This is a genomic window from Rhodococcus sp. WMMA185 (assembly GCF_001767395.1).
In the GTDB taxonomy this organism is placed as follows: domain Bacteria; phylum Actinomycetota; class Actinomycetes; order Mycobacteriales; family Mycobacteriaceae; genus Rhodococcus_F.
The window spans coordinates 3,958,553-3,979,217 of record NZ_CP017014.1; the positions used below are offsets into that span (position 1 = coordinate 3,958,553).

Sequence of the window (20,665 nt, forward strand, 5' to 3'; positions counted from 1 at the left end):
AAGGTGGGAACGAGTTGGGCCGTTTCACGCCCTGCACCTGGGGGTACTCCACACACGGATGCCCGTCCACTGAAGACTTTTCCGAGGAGTAGACATGAGCGCACGCCTCGTCCGCCGGATCGCCGCTGTCACGATTCCGATCGCCGCTGCCACCGTGATGAGTGCCGGAAACGCAAGCGCCGATCCGCCCCATCCCTTCGGCGGACCTGCCCTCACCATCGGGTGTCCGAATCAGGGCAGCCTGGCATCGCTGACGAACCTTACCGGGCAATCCGGACCCGAGGCGTCACCGCCCATCGCCAAGGGCGACATCCGCTTCGAGTCCTTTCCGGCCGCCCCACCGATCCCCGCAGCCGCGCAGGTCACCGTCGCATGGCTCAACACCGATACCGGCCAGTCGGGGATCGTCGATCTCGCCGGCGTCTACCCCAATTTGTCCGCGACGGTGAACACCGGCGAAGGAAACGTAATAGCGACCGGGTTCGGTTCGATCAACATCGGCAGCAGCCCCATTTGCCAAGCCAACCCTGCGATCGGAACGTTCATCGCTTGATCGGTGACCTCCGAAGGTCAGGCCACGGGGCACCCAGCTCGTACTAGTCCACCTGGCAGATCGACATCAGGGCGCGCGCCAAGGCGGCCTGATGGAGTGGGTCGAGCTGCTGATTTACAGAAACCGTGGCGGTTGCGTCGGCGAGGGCCGGAAGGCAGTCGGGGCTGTTCAGCAACGTGTACTGCTCACGCAACTGGGCCAGGATTACCTCGTCCTGCTCGTCGATGATCGGACGAACGTGCGTCAGGTCGGGCCGGACCGTCGGCGCCGTGTCCGGCGCGGCGCCCCAGATGGCGAACAGTGCCCGTTGGACTACCTTGTTGGCCTCGATCTGGTCCCGGAAGACCCGCTGTACCCACTCAGCGCTAAGGCCCTCGTTCGATGCTGTCTTCGACATCGCATCCAAGACCTCGATCTCGCGCGCCGGATCATCGATCGGCGACGGCGTCCCCCACTTGGCCGATGCCACGACATCCGCGGTTGCCAGACGCAGCGACACCGCCTCGACGATAGGTTGGAGCGGCGGAGCAGGAGTCTTCGCAGTTGACGATGGCGTAAGTGCGGTGGCCAGGAACCCGACTACAGCGGTCGCCAAAGCCGTCCGACGCAGCAGACGGGCAGACAGGTCCGAACTCACCGTGCAAGTCTATCGACGGATTTTGGGTCCAGCCACTGCACCATTTCCGCACACAACACGTCCTATTTCCCCTACGGCAGCGATGTGCAACGGTCGGCCAGGCAAAACCGACAAACCGGACAGTTTGCTAGTTCATCCATACAGAGGGGATTCATTAGATGATGGGTAAGACGGTCAAGCGTGCACTCGTCGGGGGCCTGGTCACGGTCGCTCTGGGCGTCGGGATGGCGACTCCGGCAGGTGCTTCCACGGATTCGTTGGAGTCGAGCACCGGATCCACTTCCAGCCTCACGAATCCCCCACGCATGACCTATCAGACCTTGATCGCTGCCCGCGATGCCGGGCTTCCGATCTACGAGGCGGCTTTCAAGATGCGATACCCGGCACCGAAAAGTTCGTTCTGGATGATCGAGTACCGGCGGGTGTCCAGCGATTACGACCTGAGTTCTGCCACAACGAAGTTCGTGGCGCTCGGTGAGGCCGGGCCGGATACTTTCTGGGTGAATCCGGACAGGACCCCTGGCGTGATCAACATCAACCGGACCTGGCAAGAACCGTACCCGATGGCGTCATTCGAGCCCACCGATCAGCGCTTCACCAACAGCCCGGTGCTGCAGCTACCCGGTGGCGGCCCGGGCATCGGAATCGCGTACATCACCACGTCCGGATCGAACTCGTCGTCCTGACCGCGTTCCCCGGCGTGCCTCCGTCTGCCCACCGACTCGGCCTTGTATACCAACAACCCCGTATACCAACAACTCTGTATACCAACAACTCTGTATACCAACAAGAGAGAAAGCGCGGGAGGCACGCTGAGTAGCTGATCGTGGTTGGGTCGGCACCTAGCCGGCCCAACCTCGGTGGGAGCGGAGAACCTATGAGGAATGAGAACCTATGAGGAATGAGTTTGTACCAGTACTTCTATTCCTGGTGCTGGCAATGTTCAACGCTCGGTTCGCATACAAGGGGTTCCGGGGAATGGCCACCGACATCCGTACAAGGAGGGGTTACAAGGTCTCCGGGAAGGTACGTCAGAGCCCCGAACTGACGCGCATTGCGAATGAAATCATCGCACGATGGTGCACGGTTATTTCCGTGCTCGCGCTGATCCCGGCGGTAGCTCTGGTTCTCGGAATCCTCCCGGACGTGGGGATCGGGGCTCGGCCCTGGAACGTCGTGATCGTCGTCTTCTACATGTGGGGACTCTGCTCGGCGATGATCTACCCGCAGCTACGCCTCTCGCGTCTGTGATTCCCTACCCGCGCCGCCAACGCTCGAGCGCCTTGCACGACAAGGGGTCTTCCTCTGGATCGGGAGACCGACGATCAACGGCCGCTGTCAGTATTGAATCTCACGGACTTCAGGCCATTGATGACGGCCGTCTCGAGGGCTTCGAAGTCAGCCTCGATGGTCATCTTTCCCGTTGCCTTCTCGAGTCGACGCAGCTCGGCAAGTGGGCCGAGTAGGACGGCGGCGACCACTTGGGCAGGAGCCCCGACGGCCAGCCGTTGAGCATCGAGCCACGCCCGTAGGCCTATCCCGAAATCCCTAGCGGCCGGACCCAACTCGCCTCGCCGCCCATTGCGTTCAATCAGCGCGGCGAGCCCTGGATGCGCGAGACTCCAACTCCGGTCCGCGGCCGCCGCGGCGGCATATCCGCCCCGTTCGAGTGCAGCAAGAAATTCGGCGGACCAGGCCCTGATGGCCTCGTCGGCTGCCGCCGCCTCCAGCCGGTCCAGAGAGCCGACGTGGTGATACACACTGCCGTTGCTGACACCGGACTCGGCGACCAGCGAGCGCACGGTCAGCGCATCGATACCGTCACGATCGATGATCGCCAACGCTGCCTCCAGCAAGCGTTTCGACGTTTCCGATGATGACCCCACGGGTGAAGCCTAGACGAGACTGGAGCAGTGCTCTACTCTCCGATGACGAACTAGAGCAGTGCTCCAACCGTGTCAGTGAGGGAAAGGTGAGTGCAGTGGCAGCAACCGAAGCGATGAAGGAGATGCCGTGGATCCAATGGCTCGATCTCGACACAGAGCTGAGCGCCGACGGGAGTGTCCGAGCAACGTTGTGTCGCCCCAAGGCTGAACATGTGAATCACAACGGCCACGTCAACGCGCCTGTCGCATACGGGGTTGCCGAAGTGGCCGGTGCGGGCGCGGCGGTGGTGGCGGCGGGGAGCGCAGGAAGCGGCGCATACACCGTGATCAAGAGTGCCGCCATCGAGTACAAACGCCCGGCTCGCGGTGGTGTCACCGCGGAAAGCAAGGTCGGCCCGGACGAGCTCGGTGAAATTCGAAGCGCGCTCCAAGCTGGGGACGGCTGCGACATCGATGTCGACGTCGAACTGACCGATGCCGACAACACACCGACGGGTACCTGCCGGTTCGTCGTCAGCTTCCGGCCGTCGAGGTAGCCACGAGCCTGCGCGACTCGAGAGTGGCATGCGCCACCCTTTCTCACGTTTCCGGAGCCTGCGTCGTCAGAGATGACGACAGCCCACGACAGGTGGGCGGGAGGCAAAGGAGACAGTCATGACGCAGTCGCAGCGGCCCACGACGAAGTCGCAGCGGTCGGGGCACCGGGTGGTCGTCGTCGGCGCGGGATACGCCGGCGTGCTGGCGGCCAATCGCATCCTCTCGAGCCGCGGACGTCACCGCGGCGAGGAGACAGCTCAGGACTGCCAGGTCACCGTGATCAATCCGCGAGACGAGTTCATCGAGCGAATCCGGCTGCACGAGGTGGTGGCGGGTACCCGTCCGAGCGCCGCGGTGCCGCTGAGCGAGGTGCTGCACCAGGACGCGGAAGTACTCGTCGGCACGGTTGACGAGATCGATCCCGCCGCACGATGTGTTCGGGTCGGCGACGCCGGCACAGTCGTCCCGTACGACACCCTCGTCTATGCCGTCGGCAGCAATACTGCCCATTCGGTTCCCGGCATCGACGAGCATGCTCACCACGCCGGCGACGCCGCCGGAGCGGAGAAACTGCGGAAGGAACTGGCCGCGCTCGCACCGGGGTCGGTGGTGCGGGTGGTCGGAGGCGGCTTTACCGCCGTCGAGATCGTGTCCGAGATCGCTGCCGCGCGACCGGACCTCCTCGTGGATATCGTTGCGGCCGGGAATGTGCTCGGCTACATGCGACCTGCCGCGCGCAAGCGGATCCTGAGGGCGCTCGACGGGTTTGGTGTGACGCAGCACGAAGGTGCGCAGGTGACCCGGGTCGGCGAGCGTGAACTCGTACTGGCGGACGGCCGCGCGCTCGAGTTCGACGTCTGCGTGTGGGCCGCGTCGTTCGAGGTACCGGACCTGGCCCGGCGCAGCAGACTGGCCACCGACGCGGACGGCCGGTTGCGCGTCGACGCCACGCTGACCAGTCTCGACCATCCCGACATCGTCGGGGCGGGCGATGCCGTCGTGGCCCCACCGGAGGTCGGGGCACACTTGCGCATGGCATGCGCGGTGGCGCTGCCCCTCGGTGGTCATGCCGCTGCCACCGTGCTCGCGCGGATCCGGGGCGAACAACGACCTACACTGTCGCTCGGGTTCGTGCTTCAGTGCATGAGTCTGGGCCGTAAAGACGGCTACCTCCAGTTCGTGCAGGCCGACGACTCGCCGCGGCCGATCGGGGTGTCGGGACGGCTCGGCGCTGTGGCGAAGGAAGCGATCTGCAAGATGACTGTGGACAAGCTGCGTGCCGAGCAGACACAGCCCGGCGCGTACAAGGCCCCGAAGGGACCGAAGCCGGTCTCGCGGCCACTGAGCGAGGCGGTGACGCGGTGAACTTCGCTCGCGGATCACGGGACTACGAACATCTCTTCGGTATCGCCTACCGGACGCTCGGATCGGCGCACGACGCGGAGGACGCCGTGCAGGATGCCGTCGTCCGCTGGCAGTCGCTCAGTGATGACGAGCGTGAGGCGATTCAGGTGCCGCTCGCGTGGATGACGCGGGCGGTCGGCCGGATCTGCTTGGACCAGTTGGGATCCGCACGGGCGCGTCGCGAGTCGTACACCGGAATCTGGCTTCCCGAACCGGTGCCGGGCACGGTCGGGCCGGTCACGTCGTCGCCGCGGTCTCCGGACCCCGCCGACACCGTCACGCTCGACGAGTCGGTATCGATGGCGCTGCTGCGGGCGATGGAGTCGTTGACGCCGGGGGAACGGGTCGCGCTGATCATGCACGACGTGTTCGGGATGCCGTTCGCCGAGATCGGCGACATCGTCGGGCGCAGCCCCGAAGCCTGCCGCCAGTTGGCATCGACCGCCCGCCGGTACCTGCGCTCCGCACCGCGGTTCGAGGCCGACGGGGGGCAGCGCGGAAAGGTCGTGCACGCGTTCGCGGAGGCATGCACCACAGGCGACCTCGCGGCACTGATGGACGTCCTGGCGCCGGGCGTCGTGTCCCGTGCCGACGGCGGGGGCCTCCCCGGCATCGCGCGGATTCCGGTGGTCGGTGCCGACCGAGTGGCGCGGTACCTGCTCGGTATCGTCGGCCGGAACGAGGCGCGCGGGCTGGCTATCAGCTCTCGCTTCGAAAAAGTCAACAACCGGGCAGGGTTGGTGATCTCGTTCAACGATCAGGTAGCCGCGGTGATCGACCTCGCCATCGCCGACGGCAGGATCCACGAGATCGCGATCGTCATGAATCCCGACAAGCTCGCGTCGTGGACGGCACCCTGATCCACCGACCTCGCGGTACCGTCCCCTAGCACGTCGACTGTGGGCAGAAACGAGAAAGAGCCACCTTCTCGAGTTGAGAAGGTGGCTCTTTCATACGGTCTTTCTTGTAGATCAGCCGCTTGGTGTGGTGAGTCCGACCTCTCGTCCCACACCGTCGATCGAAGCCGCAGTCAAGACGGTGTCCAGAAGTCCCGGGAATCGCTCGTCGAGTTCGTGGCGGCGGAGCACGACGAAACACCGGGTGCCTTCTTGCCGGGTTCGAGTAATGCCGGCATCGCGCAGCACCCGAAGATGGTGACTCAGCGTGGATTTCGCGACCGGAACCTGTAGTTCTCCCCATCCGCGTTCGGTGTTGTCGGCCAGCTGCGAGACCACTCCGACCCTGATCGGATCGCTCAACGCGGCAAGCACCGCCGTCAGCCGGATATCGGACACCTCCGGGTGTTGTGGTTCGCGCATGCCGACCATGTTACCTTGTTCGATGTTCGACGAACATAGAACAAGATGGGTGGTATGAGAATGGGTAGCTTCAACGACCAGGTCGTGATCGTGACCGGCGCGGGTACCGGGATCGGGCGCGCAACCGCGATCGCGTTCGCGCAGGCCGGCGCCCAGGTGCTCGGTGTCGGCCGACGTCAGACGTTGCTGGCTGAGACTGCGAGCGAGCATCCGGCCATTGAGGTGGCAGCACACGATCTGCGCCGTGACGGCGAGGCCGAGGCGGCGATCGACGCGGCCGTCACGCAGTGGGGCCGGGTGGATGTGCTGGTCAACAACGCCGGGGCAACGACCTTGATGCCATTGGCCGATGTGACCGCCGAACGTGTCGCCGACCTGTTCGCCCTCAACGTCGTCGCCCCCAGCGTGCTTGCAGGTGCGGCGCTACCGCACCTGCGCCAGGCCCGCGGCAGCATCGTGAATGTGTCGAGCACCTATGGGCATCGCCCGATACCCGGCGCCGCGCACTACGCCGCTTCCAAGGCCGCTGTGGAACAACTCACCCGCAGCTGGGCCCTCGAACTGGCCCCCGACGGCGTGCGGGTCAACGCTGTGGCACCCGGCCCGACCGAGAGCGAGGCCCTGGCCGCGGCCGGGCTCCCCGACGACATGGTCGCGCAGATCAAACGAGACGAGGCAGAACGTATTCCGTTGGGGCGCCGCGGTGTCCCGGCCGAGATCGCCGACTGGATACTGCATCTGAGTGATCCGTCCGCATCCTGGATCACCGGTCAAGTTGTCACCGTCGACGGTGGCCTCGAGCTCGTGTAGGCCCGAAACGACCCTCGTTTTGGAGTGCGGGGCACACCGTCTGGCGTCGACGGCAAGCAGCACGCGGATCGGGGCGTCGACCCCTGGTCTGAGCCGACCCATAGACCACTCAGTTAGTCCTCAGTGGGTGGGAAGCAGGGCATAGGGAAGGGGGTCTCGACGCTCATCCCGTAAAAAGACACGAGGCTCGACCCTATGACGGGCCACCCGAGGAGGTGCCCCAAGATTGGCACATCCAGTGACCCCAGTGACTCCAGTGACTCCGTGAGCGCACGTGTCAACTCAAATGCGCTAGTCGAGGCCGTTGAACCGGTGGGCGAGTCCCGGTCGGGACAAGAATCGTCAGGACCGTCCTGACCGTCGCTGACCTGGACAACCATAGGATCGACGGTGACGTTTCCGCCGTCTGCTGCGCTGGCCGGCGTCGCGAACGCAGCAGCGAAAAGTGGGGCGGCCAGCAGTGCGGATGCTGAGGTGCGAACAGATTTCTTCAAGGAGTTCCTCTTTCGTCCAGTGATGTTCTGGGACGCTAACCCACCCCTGTACCCATGGGCGCGAACGACACTCCGGTACGGGCTCACCGCGGACCCGCGGTCATAACGGCTATCGATCCGATGGGATCCACGGCGCTTCCCTGGTGTAACTTCCTTCATGCCAGGGGGATTGCTCGCGTTCTCTCGGGATGCCCCCGACACCACCGCATACGAGAGAAGGAAACTCCTTGATCAAGTCAGCACGTGCCGCTGCCACCGCAGCCTTGGCCGCCCCACTCCTGGCCGTCGCGCTCGCCGCACCGGCCAACGCCGCACCCGAAGGCGTCACCCTCACCGACGGTGCTGTCACCGACGAGGACAGCACCGACGGCGGTGCCACCGGCGACGGCTGGCACCTCGCCCCCGGCAGCCTCGCAGTCTTCGAAGCACTCAACACTGGAAGCGTCACCCTCACCGCCGGTGCTGTCACCGACGACGGCACCGGCGTCGGCGACCCGAGCTTCGGCTGGGGCTACACCCCCGGCAGCGTCGCTGCCTTCGCTGTCTTCGACGCCCTCGGCAGTTCCTAACCGCCCCTTCCTGGCCCGGCACCATCACGGTGTCGGGCCGGAAGCATGTTCGGCCACGCGTGATGGCCCCTGGCTCGGCCGTTGTGGCGATCAGCGTCGGCGCGAACGCAAAAACCGTGCCCAACCGAAATGTGCCCAGCAACGAGAAAGGGCCACCTTCTCGGGATCGAGAAGGTGGCCCTTTTCTGTGGAGCCTAGGAGATTCGAACTCCTGACATCTGCCTTGCAAAGGCAGCGCTCTACCAACTGAGCTAAGGCCCCGTTACCTCGTGCCACACCTCGTTGCCGCGAAGCAACTTGGCCAGTCCGATGGCCACCAACACTCCGGCTCCTACGATGAGGAGAACCTTCATGTGAGCGACCTTTCATCGACACCAGGAGTGGGCCTAGGAGGACTTGAACCTCCGACCTCTTCGTTATCAGCGAAGCGCTCTAACCGCCTGAGCTATAGGCCCTGAAGTACGGAAACCGGTCTGATGTAGTTCCCTGAACCGAGTCGGAAGATTACCCCACCGGACCGGCAAGTACCAAAACCGGTCCGATGAAGCGCTCTTTTCCCTGTTCAAACCTCATCGACCTGCGATCAGTCCCTGTCCGCGAGCGTCACCTCAACGCCGCCGACCAGATCGGAACACAGGTTGTAGATGAACGAACCAATCGTCGCGAGCGCGGTGAACAACACCATGTTCGACAGACCAATGACCGCCGCGTATCCGAAGACCTGCCCGGCCGTCACGAGACCTTCGGGGCTGGAATCGGCGACGATGTCGGTGAACGCACTGTTCAACCGGTCCCAGACCCCCATGCCCTCCAAGACGAGGTACAGCAGGCCGACTGCAACCATCCACACGAAGAACAGCGACACCGAAATGATCGACGAGATCTTCAGCGTCGACCACGGATCCAGTCTGCGGATTTGTACCGACGCCCGGAGCCCACCCTCCTCGACACGCTGTGGGGCCACGACCACCTTTGGCTTCTGATCCGCCGAGGCGTCGGCGGGAAGAGGGTGTTTGGCTTCGGACAGATCCGGCAGATCTTGCGGAAGAACATCACGGTTGATGTGCCGGGTGGGGCCGTCGATCGCGGATGCTTTGGCTTTCGCGGCCTCCCGCTGCGAAACCGGCCCAACCGTGGCGGGCCCAGGCTCCCCACCGATAGCTGCCGTAGCGGCCATCGACTCCGGGTTGGCCGCCGGTTGCACCGTCGCGGTCTGGGTGGGAGCACCCGAGTTCTGCGCCCACGGAGCCTGCTGCATGCCCTGCCCCTGGATGTCCTGGGTAGGTGCGGTCTGCGAAGGCGCCTGCGCCGACTGCGGCTTCTGGACGTCTTGGCCGCTCGGCGCTTTCGCCACAGCGGGCCTTCCCTCTGCGGGAGCCGGAGTCGTCTGCGCTTCCGGGTGTGACGCCTGCTTGGCATTCGCGCCGAGAACGGGGCGCTTCAGATTGGTCTGCGGTTCCCGCTGCACTTCCCGCTGCCATGGTGGAACCGGATTTCCCCGGCTGGCCTGCGGAGTGACGGTGCGATCGCCACTCGCCGGCGCCCGGTTACCCGGAGCCTGCGGGGGTGTTACCTGACGCGACTGAGTGTGTTGATTCGGCGGGTGCCCTTGTGGCGGAGGCACAGGCCGGTCCGGTCGTTCCTCCGAAGTCGTGGCGACTGGCCCCTCAGGGGGTGCGCCGACACCGGCGGACGCTTGGGGCGCCCCCGGCGCAGATCGTTGCGGCGGAATCGGGTTCGCAGACTCGTTCTGAGGGACGTTGGAGGCCTGTTGCTCCGATGGCGCCGACCCGGCCGAACCTGGGTTCGGCCGGTCATTGCCTGGGTGATTGGGAGTGCTCACTAGGACCCCTTAACTCCTTTACCGCTGCTCTCGGCGTTGTCTTCGGTCTCGTCGGGCTCGTCGGCGTTGCGGGCGATCGCGAGCAGGTTGTCGCCTTCACCGAGGTTCATCAGACGAACGCCTTTGGTCTGCCGCCCCGCCTTGCGAACCTGCTTGGCTGGGGTACGGATCACGCCACCGCCTGACGTGATCGCATACAGCTCGTCGTCGTCGTTCACGATGAGTGCCCCGACCAGAGTGCCACGTTTCTTGTCGTACTGAATCGTGAGCACACCCTTGCCGCCGCGGCCCTGTGGGACATAGTCCTCGATGGGGGTGCGCTTCGAGTAACCGCCCGACGTCGCCACCAAGAGGTAACCCTCACGAACTACGTTGAGCGACAGCAGTTCGTCGTCGTCGTTGAACCGCATTCCCTGAACGCCGGAGGTGGCGCGTCCCATCGGACGTAGCGCCTCGTCCGTGGCGGAAAAGCGAATCGACTGCCCTTTCGCGGATACCAGCAGCAGATCGTCGTCGGCCGAGCAGAGCACCGCACCCACAAGTTCGTCCTCGCCGCGCAGGTTCACCGCGACGATGCCGCCGCTGCGGTTCGAGTCGAAGTCGGTGAGCTTGGACTTCTTCACCAGACCATTTCGCGTCGCGAGGACGAGATAGGGTGCGTCCTCGTACGTCTTGATCTGGATGATGCTCTGGATGCGTTCATCGGGCTGGAACGCGAGCAGATTGGCCACGTGTTGCCCGCGTGCCGTGCGGCTCGCCTCCGGCAATTCGTACGCCTTGGCCCGGTACACGCGGCCCTTCGTCGTGAAGAACAGCAACCAATCGTGCGTCGAGCTGACGAAGAAGTGCGAGACGATGTCGTCCTGCTTGAGACCCGCGCCCTGTACCCCCTTGCCGCCGCGCTTCTGTGAGCGGTACAGGTCGGTCTTGGTGCGCTTGGCGTAGCCGGTCTCGGTGATCGTGACTACGACGTCCTCGCGGGCGATCAGATCCTCGTCGGAGACGTCGCCGTCGGCCGCGATGATTCGGGTGCGTCGATCGTCGCCGTGCTTGTCGACGATCTCCTTCAACTCGTCACGGACGATCGCGCGCTGCCGCTCCGGCTTGGCGAGAATGTCCTTCAGGTCTGCGATCTCACGCTCGATCTCGGCGAGCTCGTCGATGATCTTCTGACGCTCGAGCGCAGCCAACTTGCGCAGCTGCATGTCGAGGATGGCCTGCGCCTGGATCTCGTCGATCTCGAGCAGACCCATCAGACCCGTCCGGGCGTCTTCGACTGTCTGCGACGCTCGGATCAGCGCGATGACCTCGTCGAGGGCGTCGAGTGCCTTGACCAATCCTCGCAGGATGTGGGCCCGCTCTTCCTTCTTGCGGAGCCGGAACTCGGTGCGCCTGCGGATGACCTCGACCTGGTGGGTGACGTAGAGCCGGATCATCTGATCGAGTCGCAGCGTACGCGGCACACCGTCGACGATCGAGAGCATGTTGCAGCCGAAGCTCGTCTGCAACTGGGTGTGCTTGTACAGGTTGTTGAGGACGACCTTCGCGACCGCGTCCCGCTTGACGGTGACGATGATGCGCATCCCCGCGCGGTCCGAGGACTCGTCGTGAATGTCGGAGATGCCAGCGATCTTGCCGTCGCGCACCTGCTCTGCAATCGACGTGATGAGGTTGTCTGGGTTCACCTGGTACGGCAGTTCGGTGATGACAATTGTGGTGCGCCCCTTGGTATCCTCTTCAATCTCCACCACCCCGCGCATGCGGACCGAACCCCGGCCGGTGGTGTAGGCGTCTTGGATACCCTGGCCGCCGACGATCAGGCCGTGGGTCGGAAAGTCCGGTCCTTTGACCAATTCCATGACGGCCGTGAGGGTTTCTTCTTCGCTTGCTTCCCAGTTCTCGAGTGCCCAGTAGATGGCCTCGGCGACCTCGCGAAGATTGTGCGGCGGAATATTCGTCGCCATACCGACCGCGATACCGCCCGAACCATTGATCAACAGGTTGGGGATACGGCTGGGGAGAACTGTCGGCTCTTGGGTACGGCCGTCATAGTTCGGAGCGAAATCGACTGTTTCCTCGTCGATTTCGCGGAGCATCTCCATGGCGAGTGGAGTCAGCCTGCACTCGGTGTACCTCATTGCCGCGGCGCCGTCGTTGCCGCGGGATCCGAAGTTGCCCTGTCCGTCGACGAGCGGATACCGCATCGACCACGGCTGCGCCATACGGACGAGGGTGTCGTAGATGGAAGAGTCGCCGTGCGGGTGATAGTTACCCATCGTCTCGGCGACCGGTCGCGCAGACTTCACGTAGCCGCGGGTCGGGTAGTAGCCGTTGTCGTTCATCGCGTACAGCACGCGGCGATGCACCGGCTTGAGTCCGTCCCGCACGTCGGGCAGCGCACGACCGACGATCACGCTCATCGCGTAATCGATGTAGCTGCTCTGCATCTCCTGCTGAATGTCGACGGGCTCGACGCGGTCGTGCCCCGGTCCCTCCGGCGGCAACGTTGTGTCAGTCATGAGCTCCTTCTTCTACTCGGCTTGACGTCTCCTTTCGGACGGGCGGTCCGGTACGACGTCGCGCAACCACCCGAGTCTATAGGTGCAGGTCAGCTAAGGGGGTGAAGGACTCGAATGTACTCGTCAAACAGTGCCGCGGGAGCCGCCCGTCCCGTCGAGTGAGAACCCTCGGCCCCGGGATTCGGCGGCGAGCGATTCAGCAGCGAGCGATTCAGCAGCGAGCATGTCTGCCTCGAGTTCGAACTCCGCGGCGACGCGGTCCGGCGCCATGAGCAGCGCGGTGATCGGAACGGTAACCACCAGCATGCCCAGTACGAACACCGGAAACAGGACCGAGAACACCTCGAGCCCGTCCGGGTGTGCCACCGTCGTGTCAACGGTGGCGGTCAGGCCCCACATCCCGGCGTAATGCATAGTCACCACCGCTACCGCCACCGCAACCGCCGCGACGAGCCGCTGCCTGCGGGACTCGAGAGCGTAGATCGACCAGATGATTCCCGCGCCGATCAGGAATCCGATCAAGGCGGCCACGACGGTCAGGAGCGCGCCCAAGTTCACCGAGCCCTGGATCTCGATGGAGTACACGATCGCCACATGCATTCCGATGAATGCAGCACCCAGGAGCGCCGCGCCCGCAGCGAGCCGACCGACCTCGACCGTTGCGCTCGATCTCCGGTGCTTCGTCGTCGGCGGGCTGACGATCAGCAAGGCTGCTGCGGCGGCCGCGACGGGAACCACGAAGGAAATCGCAATCCACAGGACGTTGTAGCGCACCACGCTGCCGGAGACCTCGAATCCGACCATCGCTATGTAGTGCGGCAACCACGCGCCGATACCGCCGATGGACAGTGCCCCCCACGCCAACCACAGGGTTCGCTGCCTCGGGTTCGCCGCTGTCGCCGCCTTGCGGGCACTGGCGACACCGACGAAGACTCCGATGAACCCGGTTACCGCGGCCAGTGCGATGATCCAGGTGCCCATGGAGAACTGCTGCAAACCATCCGACATGTTCCTCAGTCCTCAGTCCTCAGTACTCAATACGCGGCCGTGCGGAGCTTGGTCAGTGCGTATTCGGTGATCGCTACCAATGCACGTTTCGCCGATTCCCTGTCACGAGCGTCGATCGGGATGATCGGCACGTCCTCCGATATCGCCAGGGCCCCCCGAATGTCTTCGACCGGGTAGCGCGGAGCGTCCTCGAACTCGTTGATCGCGACGAGGAACGGAAGTCGGCGTGCCTCGAAAAAGTCGACCGCAGCAAAACTCTCGTCCAACCGCCGGGTGTCGATCAGGACGATCGCGCCGATCGCGCCCCGGATCAGGTCGTCCCACATGAACCAGAATCGGTGCTGACCGGGAGTACCGAACAGGTAAAGCACCAGATCATCGGCCAGGCTGATACGACCGAAGTCCATCGCGACGGTGGTCGTGCCCTTCTCTGGTGTGGCCGTCAAGTTGTCGACACCATCGCTGGCGTTGGTCACAAGCGCCTCGGTACGGAGAGGAACGATCTCCGAGACGGCCCCCACCAACGTCGTCTTGCCTACGCCGAACCCGCCGGCGATCACGATCTTGGTCGAGGTCACCCGATTGTCGGGATCAGATTTCGCGAAGTCCACTGAGGACCCTTTCGATGAGTTCACGGCGTTCGGAGTCGGTCGAGTCTTCGTTCAATGTGGCCAGGATCTGCAGATGGCCAGACTCGACCAGGTCGGCCACCAGGACCCGGGCCACACCGAGCGGTAACCCCACCCTGGCGGCGATCTCGGCAAGGGACGGCGACTGCTGGCACAACGCGACGATCGCCGCGTTGATGTCGTCGAGTTCCCAGTGCCGGTCCACTGACTGTGGGAGAGCCTGGATCAATGCCTCGAGCGCGAGTTCGACCGCGGGCCGGGTCCGACCCGATGTCAACGAGTACGGGCGCACGATGTTCGAGCCGCGCGGCTCCGAATAGGGGTTGTCCATGGGAACGCCCCTGGTCAGAGGTCCTGTGTTGTGCGGGCGGTGGCCTGCACAGATGTGCCGACGCGGTCGACCAGGATCGCCATCTCGTAGCCCACCTGTCCGATGTCGCACTCGGAATCGGTCAGGGTCGCAAGATGCGAGCCGTCACCGACACTCATGAGCAGCAAATAGCCGTGCTGCATCTCGACCACCGACTGAAGCACCCCGCCGCCTTCGAAGAGACGGGACACCCCGGCCGACAAACTTGCGAGGCCGGAGGTGACGGCAGCCAACTGCTCGGCCCGGTCGATTGGAAGATGGGAGCTGGCGGCCATCAGAAGGCCATCGGCGGATACGAGCACGGCATGGGAGACGCCCGGTACGTCGCTGGCGAAGTTCGACACCAACCAGTCGAGGGGTCGTGTGACGTCGGGGCCTTGAGCGGTATTCATCAATCTCCTTCAGTGCTGTTGCGATTCGCGAGCCTCGTGGCCCTGCCGTTTCGTACGCCAAGCTGGTGCCGACTGAGGTTGGCGCGAATTGTCTCAGGGTCACGCACACGACGCAGTGTCGCCGTGTTGTGGGCACCTTCGACGGTGCCGGGAAGCAATCGCTCACCGGGGTTCCTCTTGGGCAAACCGATTTCGGGATCGACCTCGACGGGCGTCGAACTGATCCGTTCCGCGGCTGACCAACCGACATCACCGGCCGACTGCCATACGCCCGGTGCACCTTCTTCACTGGTCGGATCGGTCAGCCAATCCGACACCATGTCGGCGAAAATCGGAGTGCCGGCGGGACGTTGGGGCGGCTCCGCCGGTTCCGGCTCGACACGCGACTGGAAGAACGAGGCCGTCTTCGCCGAGTTGGTGCGGTAGCGGTGGCGCACCCGCTCCCGGTCGTCACTGCTCGAAGACTCGGTCGCCGGCACCGACTGATCGGCGGTGCGCTCCGCTTCTGCCCCGGTCTCGAGCTGTGGCTCCGGCGGCACGGGCGCCGGCTGCCGCTCCGGCAACGCGGGCACCGACTGCGGCTCCGGCTCGGCCGGTTCCGCCTGGCGCTCCGGCAACACGGACACCGGGCGCGGCTCCGGCGTCGCAGGTGCCGGGGGCGACTGCGGCGTCGCAGGTGCCGGGCGCGGCTCTCGCTTGGCCGGCTCAGATGCGGTTACCTGACGCCGCCGCACGGGCAGCTTCGGCATCGCGCCGGACCCACGGACATTCACCACGTCGTTCAGTTGCGCGGTGGGGCGGCCGGCAGAGGCTCCCGCACCGGCCGCGATACCGCTGGCACCAGGCTGGCGTTGCGGCAGACCGTTGCCCGATACCACCCTGGCAGCGCGCGGTACCGGGGCTACCTGAGCTACGGGGGCAGGGGTCGGCGAGGCCGGAGCAGAAGCCGTTGGCTGAGCGCGAACCGGCAGACCGTTGCCCGCGATCGGTGGGCGTCCCGGTTCCCCCGGCGGAGCCGTCGCCGGAATACCGCTACGCGGGGTCGGGTCGGGTATCTTGCGCAGCGGGCCGGTCGTGTGACCTACCTCTTGCGTCACGATCAACGCGTTCGGAATGTGGATGCTGGCGGTCACGCCGGGGCTACGTGCGGTATCGAACGTGGACCGCAGGCGCACGGTGAGACCGTGCCGCTTCGCCAGCCGGCTCACCACGAACAACCCCATGTGGCGCGCGGTCTCGGTACCGACCTCACCACCCGACGCGAGGCGCTCGTTGATTGCGCGCAGGTCGTTGGATGGTATGCCGATTCCGCGGTCCGCGACCTCGAGCAGCACACCACCGTCCACGGCACGCGCGAAACTGAACGTCACCACGGTGTCCGGCGGCGAAGCCCGAAGCGAGTTGTCGACGAGTTCGGCGAGGAGATGGACGACGTCGGTGGCGACGGCGCCGCTGAGGGCACCTTCCGGGGTAGCACCCACCTGCACCCGCTGGTAGTCCTCCACCTCGGAGATCGCAGCGCGCAACACATCGCCGAGTGCAATCGGCGCGGACTGTGAACGACGCACACGGGTACCGGCGAGGATCAGAAGGTTCTCACCGTTTCGGCGCATACGCGCCGCGAGGTGGTCGAGCCGAAAGAGGCTTTCGAGTCGCTTCGGGTCCTTCTCCTCGAACTCGAGATTCTCGATGAGGTTCAACTGCTGGTCGACGAGCGACTTACTTCGGCGCGCCAGCGTTTCGAACATGTCGTTGATCCGCAGACGCAACTGGGCCTGTTCGCCGGCGAGACGCAGTGCCTGCCCATGGATGTCGTCCACAGCCCGGGCGAGCTGGCCGATCTCCTCGGACGAGTGCACGGCCACCGGTTCGAACGACAACGCGCGCGGGTCGTCACTGGCTTTGATCTGTTCGATCGCTTCGGGAAGATCGCGACGGGCAGCCTTGAGGGCGCCGTGCCGCAGTCGACGGATCGGTCCGATCAGCGATCGCGACACGAGAAGCGCGAGAACGAGAGCGGTGAGCAGCGTACCGAGGACGATCGCCGTGTCGCGCAGCGCAGCGGACCGCGTCTCGGAAGCACGGCTTTGCACGGTCGACGCAATATCTTGCGCAGCCTCGCTCGTCAGTTCGTGGTAGATGTCGCGGCTCTCGATCAGCGAGGCTCGCGTCTGAAGCACAGGCAATGGACCGCCACGCGCCACCTCCTGCAGACCTTCGTCGACGAGGGTGTTCCGGTCGGCGATGTTTTCCCTCAGCGCCTCGAGACGCGGGTCGTCCGGCGGGTAGTAGGGATCGAGGAGATCCAGCAAACCCGATTCCGCACCGGCAGCGGAGACGATCGCCGTGGTGGGAAGTTCGCCTTCACGCGCCCTTTCGCGGCCGTCCGGGGCAACGTAGGCCTCGAGAACCGCAACGTTGCCCATCGCCTGCTCGAAGAGCTTGCGCTGCGCCTGCCAGGCATTACTCAACAGGTAGCCCTTGTCGATGACACCGCTGTCGTCGATCTGACGCACGATGTCGTCGACTTCTCGGGTGAGGCCGTCGGAGAACGTGCGGTGACGTTCGGCAAGAAGGTCGGTTGCGACGCCTGGTGAATCCATCAGAGCCAGGAGTGCGCGACCGTCCGAGACGGTTTGGTTGATGGCGTCAGCGATCTCAGGGTTCAGCTCGGGATTGCGGGCATGCTCGGACACTTTGTCCATCAACCCTGCCGCAGTCTTCCGGTCATCCTCAGGGAGAGTCCTGGAGGTGTAACCACTGATCACCGTACCCATTGCAGCCTCGAGGGCCACGATGTCCGGAACGCCGGCGATCCAGTCGGCCGCTTCGGTGAAATGAACGGCCTTGCTCAGCTCGGCCTGCACTCGAAGTCCGCCGAGCACCATGGCAACGGTGACGGGAACCGCAAGAACCGCAGTGACCTTCCAGCGCAGACCCCAACCCGCGATATCCCAGAACTTGGCCCGGGGCGGCGACTCCTCGCTCATCCCACGCTTCCTTTCCACCCAGTCATAGCTCGCCGATCTGTGCTCGTGACTACGCCCGCGGCACGAAGCCGTATGGGTCGGGCGCGCTGACTACGGAGGGAGCGATCCACCACTGCGCGATGCGACGCACTGGCCGATTCACTCGGTTTCCGAATGTAACGAATTCATCACATCTTCGTGCGAAAGATTCTTACCACAGAGTTAGGTCACGTAGGTACTTCTCAGTAACATCCACCCGAAGGTCCCTCCCCTTGCCTTCTGTCCGTCGATCAGTGGCCCACGCTACACAGAATCCCAATCGGCGTTCGGGGCGGTGTCCCCAACCAGCACGATCGAGACAAATCACCCACAAGACGAAGACAGTCACCGGCGCCTTTCGGTCACCGGTGACTGTTCGAACTCGCTGATCTTTGTCAGGTGCGCCCTAGACGTCGAGGAAGCGGACGTCCTTCGCGTTGCGGGTGATGAAGCTCCGGCGGGCCTCGACGTCCTCACCCATGAGCACGCTGAACAGCTCGTCTGCTGCCGCCGCGTCGTCGAGTGTCACCAGGCGCAGCACACGCGCCGACGGATCCATCGTGGTCTCCCACAGTTCCTTGGCGTTCATCTCGCCGAGACCCTTGTAACGCTGGATGCCGTCGTCCTTGTTGATCTTCTTGCCGGCTTCGATACCTGCCTGGACGAGCGCATCGCGCTCACGATCCGAATAGGCGAACTCGGGGTCGTTGCGCTGCCACTTCAGCTTGTACAACGGGGGCTGGGCCAGGAATACGTGTCCCTGTTCGACGAGGGGTCGCATGAACCGGAACAACAGCGTGAGCAGCAGCGTCGCGATGTGCTGACCGTCGACGTCGGCGTCGGCCATCAGCACGATCTTGTGGTACCGCAACTTGGCGATGTCGAACTCGTCGTGGATGCCCGTACCGAACGCGGTGATGATCGACTGGACCTCGGTATTCTTCAGAACGCGGTCGATGCGGGCCTTCTCGACGTTGATGATCTTGCCGCGCAACGGCAGGATCGCCTGGTACATCGAGTCCCGACCGGATTTGGCCGAACCGCCGGCGGAATCACCCTCCACGATGTAGATCTCGGACTTGCGCGGATCGTTGGAACGGCAGTCGGCAAGCTTGCCCGGCAGGCCGCCCAAGTCGGTGGCGCTCTTTCGCCGGACGAGTTCGCGTGCCTTCCGTGCGGCCACACGGGCCTGCGCCGAGGACACGGCCTTGTTCACGATCGTCTTGGCATCTGCAGGGTTCGACTCGAACCAGTGCGACAGGTGCTCGTTGCTCGCCTTCTGGACGAAAGACCGGACCTCGGTGTTTCCGAGCTTCGTCTTCGTCTGACCCTCGAACTGTGGTTCACCGACCTTGACCGAGATGATCGCCGCGAGACCTTCACGGATGTCGTCACCGGTGAGCTTCGGGTCCTTGTCCTTCAGGAGTTTCTTGTCCAGGGCGTACTTGTTCACCGTGGCAGTCAGCGCGGAGCGGAAGCCCTCCTCGTGGGTTCCGCCCTCATGGGTGTTGATGGTGTTGGCAAAGGTGTGCACCGATTCCGAGTAACCCGAGTTCCACTGCATCGCGACCTCGAGTTCGTGCCCGGTTCCCTTCGCCGTGAAGCCGACGACGGAGTTGTGGATCGGCGCCTTGGTGCGGTTGATGTGCCGGACGTAGTCCTCGAGCCCACCCGGATAGTGATAGACGCGAGTCTTCACCTTCGGCGTGGCCGCTGCCTCGGCCTGCGCCGACTCGTCCTCTGCGCTCATGGGCGCATCGGCGACCTGGCTGACCACGTCCTCGGTGACCTCTGCCGCACTGACGCGCTCGTCGGTCAGGGTGATGGTGAGGCCCTTGTTCAGGAAGGCCATCTCCTGGAGTCGCCGGGCAACAGTCTCGAAGTTGTAGACCGTGGTCTCGAAGACGTTGGGATCCGACCAGAATCGGACCGTAGTTCCGGTCTCCTTGGTGGCGTCACCTTTGACGAGTTCGCCGGGCTTGGAATCGACGTAGGACTGGTTCCAGTTGTATCCATCGCGGTTGATGTCGACCTCGAGCCGACTGGACAGCGCGTTGACGACGGAGATACCGACACCGTGCAGACCACCGGAGACGGCGTAGGAATCGGAGTCGAACTTGCCACCGGCGTGAAGCTGGGTGAGGACGACTTCGACGGTGGGGATACCCGAGGCGTGCATACCGACCGGGATGCCTCGACCGTCGTCGACGACCTGGACGCCACCGTCTTCGAGGAGGGTGATCTCGACCTTGCTGGCGTGGCCTGCCATCGCCTCGTCGACCGAGTTGTCGACCACTTCCCAGATCAAGTGGTGCAGACCGCGTTCACCGGTGGAGCCGATGTACATGCCCGGTCGCTTGCGTACTGCTTCGAGCCCTTCGAGGACGGTGATGGACGAAGCGCCGTAGTCCTTGTTGGGGTTTTTGATGTCTGACTTCTGGGCAGCCACGGGTGGGTAGCTCTCCTTCTCCGTCCAGTGCCCGAAGCGCGCGCCTGCCACCCGTGCCGGGCCGCAGGAGACGAAATCGGGAATCGTGCCGCTAGTTACCTCGGCCATCCTACTGGTACACCGGCCTCAGAAGCGCGATCCGACACCCCTGAGTGCCCCGTAGACGAATTTTCAAGGCATCAACGGAGTGAAAACCTACGATGACGCACTCCTGGACACGGTGTTGCTCGGTGCCGGA

General features: G+C 64.3%; 19 protein-coding genes and 2 tRNA genes. 8 read left to right on the forward strand and 13 right to left on the reverse strand.

From position 1 onward, the window contains the following. Positions 1–94 precede the first annotated feature (94 nt). Positions 95–553, forward strand: coding sequence for a hypothetical protein (locus tag BFN03_RS17855; RefSeq protein ID WP_070380131.1), 459 nt, complete (start codon positions 95–97; stop codon positions 551–553). A gap of 43 nt (positions 554–596) precedes the next feature. On the opposite strand, the gene BFN03_RS17860 is transcribed toward BFN03_RS17855, so the two are convergent. Then, on the reverse strand, positions 597–1,190 hold the full coding sequence (locus BFN03_RS17860; RefSeq protein ID WP_232320334.1) for a chorismate mutase: 594 nt from the start codon (positions 1,188–1,190) through the stop codon (positions 597–599). Between the two features lie 158 nt (positions 1,191–1,348). Here BFN03_RS17860 and BFN03_RS17865 point away from each other — a divergent pair, with 158 nt between their 5' ends. Both BFN03_RS17865 and BFN03_RS17870 read left to right on the forward strand, forming a co-directional pair. Further along, entirely contained in the window at positions 1,349–1,876 is a 528-nt protein-coding gene (locus BFN03_RS17865) for a hypothetical protein (RefSeq protein WP_070380132.1), read from the forward strand. Positions 1,877–2,084: 208 nt separating this feature from the next. Continuing rightward, a complete protein-coding gene (locus BFN03_RS17870; protein ID WP_157109648.1) occupies positions 2,085–2,441 on the forward strand; it encodes a hypothetical protein in 357 nt (118 codons plus the stop codon). A 74-nt stretch (positions 2,442–2,515) separates the two neighbouring features. Here the strand turns inward: BFN03_RS17870 and BFN03_RS17875 are convergent, their stop codons facing one another. After that, entirely contained in the window at positions 2,516–3,076 is a 561-nt protein-coding gene (locus tag BFN03_RS17875) for a TetR/AcrR family transcriptional regulator (protein ID WP_084385678.1), read from the reverse strand. 95 nt (positions 3,077–3,171) lie between these two features. Between BFN03_RS17875 and BFN03_RS17880 the strand changes: the two genes are divergently transcribed. From BFN03_RS17880 to sigJ, 3 genes are all read left to right on the forward strand, one after another. Further along, positions 3,172–3,612: a YiiD C-terminal domain-containing protein gene (locus BFN03_RS17880; RefSeq protein ID WP_198163289.1), complete on the forward strand. Its 441-nt coding sequence runs from the start codon at positions 3,172–3,174 to the stop codon at positions 3,610–3,612. A gap of 118 nt (positions 3,613–3,730) precedes the next feature. Beyond that, positions 3,731–4,978 carry an NAD(P)/FAD-dependent oxidoreductase gene (locus BFN03_RS17885; protein WP_070380136.1) on the forward strand — a complete coding sequence of 416 codons (1,248 nt, stop codon included), beginning with the start codon at positions 3,731–3,733 and terminating at the stop codon, positions 4,976–4,978. After that, a complete protein-coding gene (gene sigJ, locus BFN03_RS17890; protein ID WP_070380137.1) occupies positions 4,975–5,877 on the forward strand; it encodes an RNA polymerase sigma factor SigJ in 903 nt (300 codons plus the stop codon). Before BFN03_RS17885 ends, sigJ begins: the two co-directional genes overlap by 4 nt. 111 nt (positions 5,878–5,988) lie before the next feature. On the opposite strand, the gene BFN03_RS17895 is transcribed toward sigJ, so the two are convergent. Further along, positions 5,989–6,336 (reverse strand): ArsR/SmtB family transcription factor, encoded by a 348-nt coding sequence (locus BFN03_RS17895; protein WP_198163290.1) that lies wholly within the window; start codon positions 6,334–6,336, stop codon positions 5,989–5,991. A gap of 54 nt (positions 6,337–6,390) precedes the next feature. On the opposite strand from BFN03_RS17895, the gene BFN03_RS17900 reads away from it, so the two are divergent. Next, a complete protein-coding gene (locus BFN03_RS17900) occupies positions 6,391–7,146 on the forward strand; it encodes an SDR family NAD(P)-dependent oxidoreductase (protein WP_084385679.1) in 756 nt (251 codons plus the stop codon). A 721-nt stretch (positions 7,147–7,867) separates the two neighbouring features. Next, complete coding sequence (locus tag BFN03_RS17910) at positions 7,868–8,209, forward strand: hypothetical protein (RefSeq protein WP_070380141.1); 342 nt, start codon at positions 7,868–7,870, stop codon at positions 8,207–8,209. 188 nt (positions 8,210–8,397) lie between these two features. Here the strand turns inward: BFN03_RS17910 and BFN03_RS17915 are convergent. From BFN03_RS17915 to gyrB, 10 genes are all read right to left on the reverse strand, one after another. Further along, positions 8,398–8,470 (reverse strand) — tRNA-Ala (locus tag BFN03_RS17915). Positions 8,471–8,590: 120 nt separating this feature from the next. Beyond that, a tRNA-Ile gene (locus tag BFN03_RS17920) sits at positions 8,591–8,664 on the reverse strand. A 128-nt stretch (positions 8,665–8,792) separates the two neighbouring features. Continuing rightward, positions 8,793–9,833 carry a DUF3566 domain-containing protein gene (locus tag BFN03_RS17925; RefSeq protein WP_070380142.1) on the reverse strand — a complete coding sequence of 347 codons (1,041 nt, stop codon included), beginning with the start codon at positions 9,831–9,833 and terminating at the stop codon, positions 8,793–8,795. Positions 9,834–10,051: 218 nt separating this feature from the next. Beyond that, positions 10,052–12,571 carry a DNA gyrase subunit A gene (gene gyrA, locus BFN03_RS17930; protein WP_070380143.1) on the reverse strand — a complete coding sequence of 840 codons (2,520 nt, stop codon included), beginning with the start codon at positions 12,569–12,571 and terminating at the stop codon, positions 10,052–10,054. A gap of 123 nt (positions 12,572–12,694) precedes the next feature. Beyond that, a complete protein-coding gene (locus tag BFN03_RS17935; RefSeq protein ID WP_070380144.1) occupies positions 12,695–13,579 on the reverse strand; it encodes an MHYT domain-containing protein in 885 nt (294 codons plus the stop codon). Between the two features lie 26 nt (positions 13,580–13,605). Continuing rightward, positions 13,606–14,157: a GTP-binding protein gene (locus tag BFN03_RS17940; protein ID WP_070381052.1), complete on the reverse strand. Its 552-nt coding sequence runs from the start codon at positions 14,155–14,157 to the stop codon at positions 13,606–13,608. Between the two features lie 13 nt (positions 14,158–14,170). Continuing rightward, the gene (locus tag BFN03_RS17945; RefSeq protein ID WP_070380145.1) at positions 14,171–14,539 is read right to left on the reverse strand and encodes a DUF742 domain-containing protein; all 369 of its coding nucleotides are present in this window, start codon (positions 14,537–14,539) and stop codon (positions 14,171–14,173) included. 14 nt (positions 14,540–14,553) lie between these two features. After that, complete coding sequence (locus tag BFN03_RS17950) at positions 14,554–14,970, reverse strand: roadblock/LC7 domain-containing protein (protein ID WP_070380146.1); 417 nt, start codon at positions 14,968–14,970, stop codon at positions 14,554–14,556. Next, positions 14,970–17,960, reverse strand: coding sequence for a sensor histidine kinase (locus BFN03_RS17955; RefSeq protein WP_070380147.1), 2,991 nt, complete (start codon positions 17,958–17,960; stop codon positions 14,970–14,972). Before BFN03_RS17955 ends, BFN03_RS17950 begins: the two co-directional genes overlap by 1 nt. A 424-nt stretch (positions 17,961–18,384) precedes the next feature. Next, positions 18,385–20,427, reverse strand: a complete 2,043-nt coding sequence (gene gyrB, locus BFN03_RS17960) for a DNA topoisomerase (ATP-hydrolyzing) subunit B (protein WP_070381053.1) — start codon at positions 20,425–20,427, stop codon at positions 18,385–18,387. Positions 20,428–20,665 lie beyond the last annotated feature (238 nt).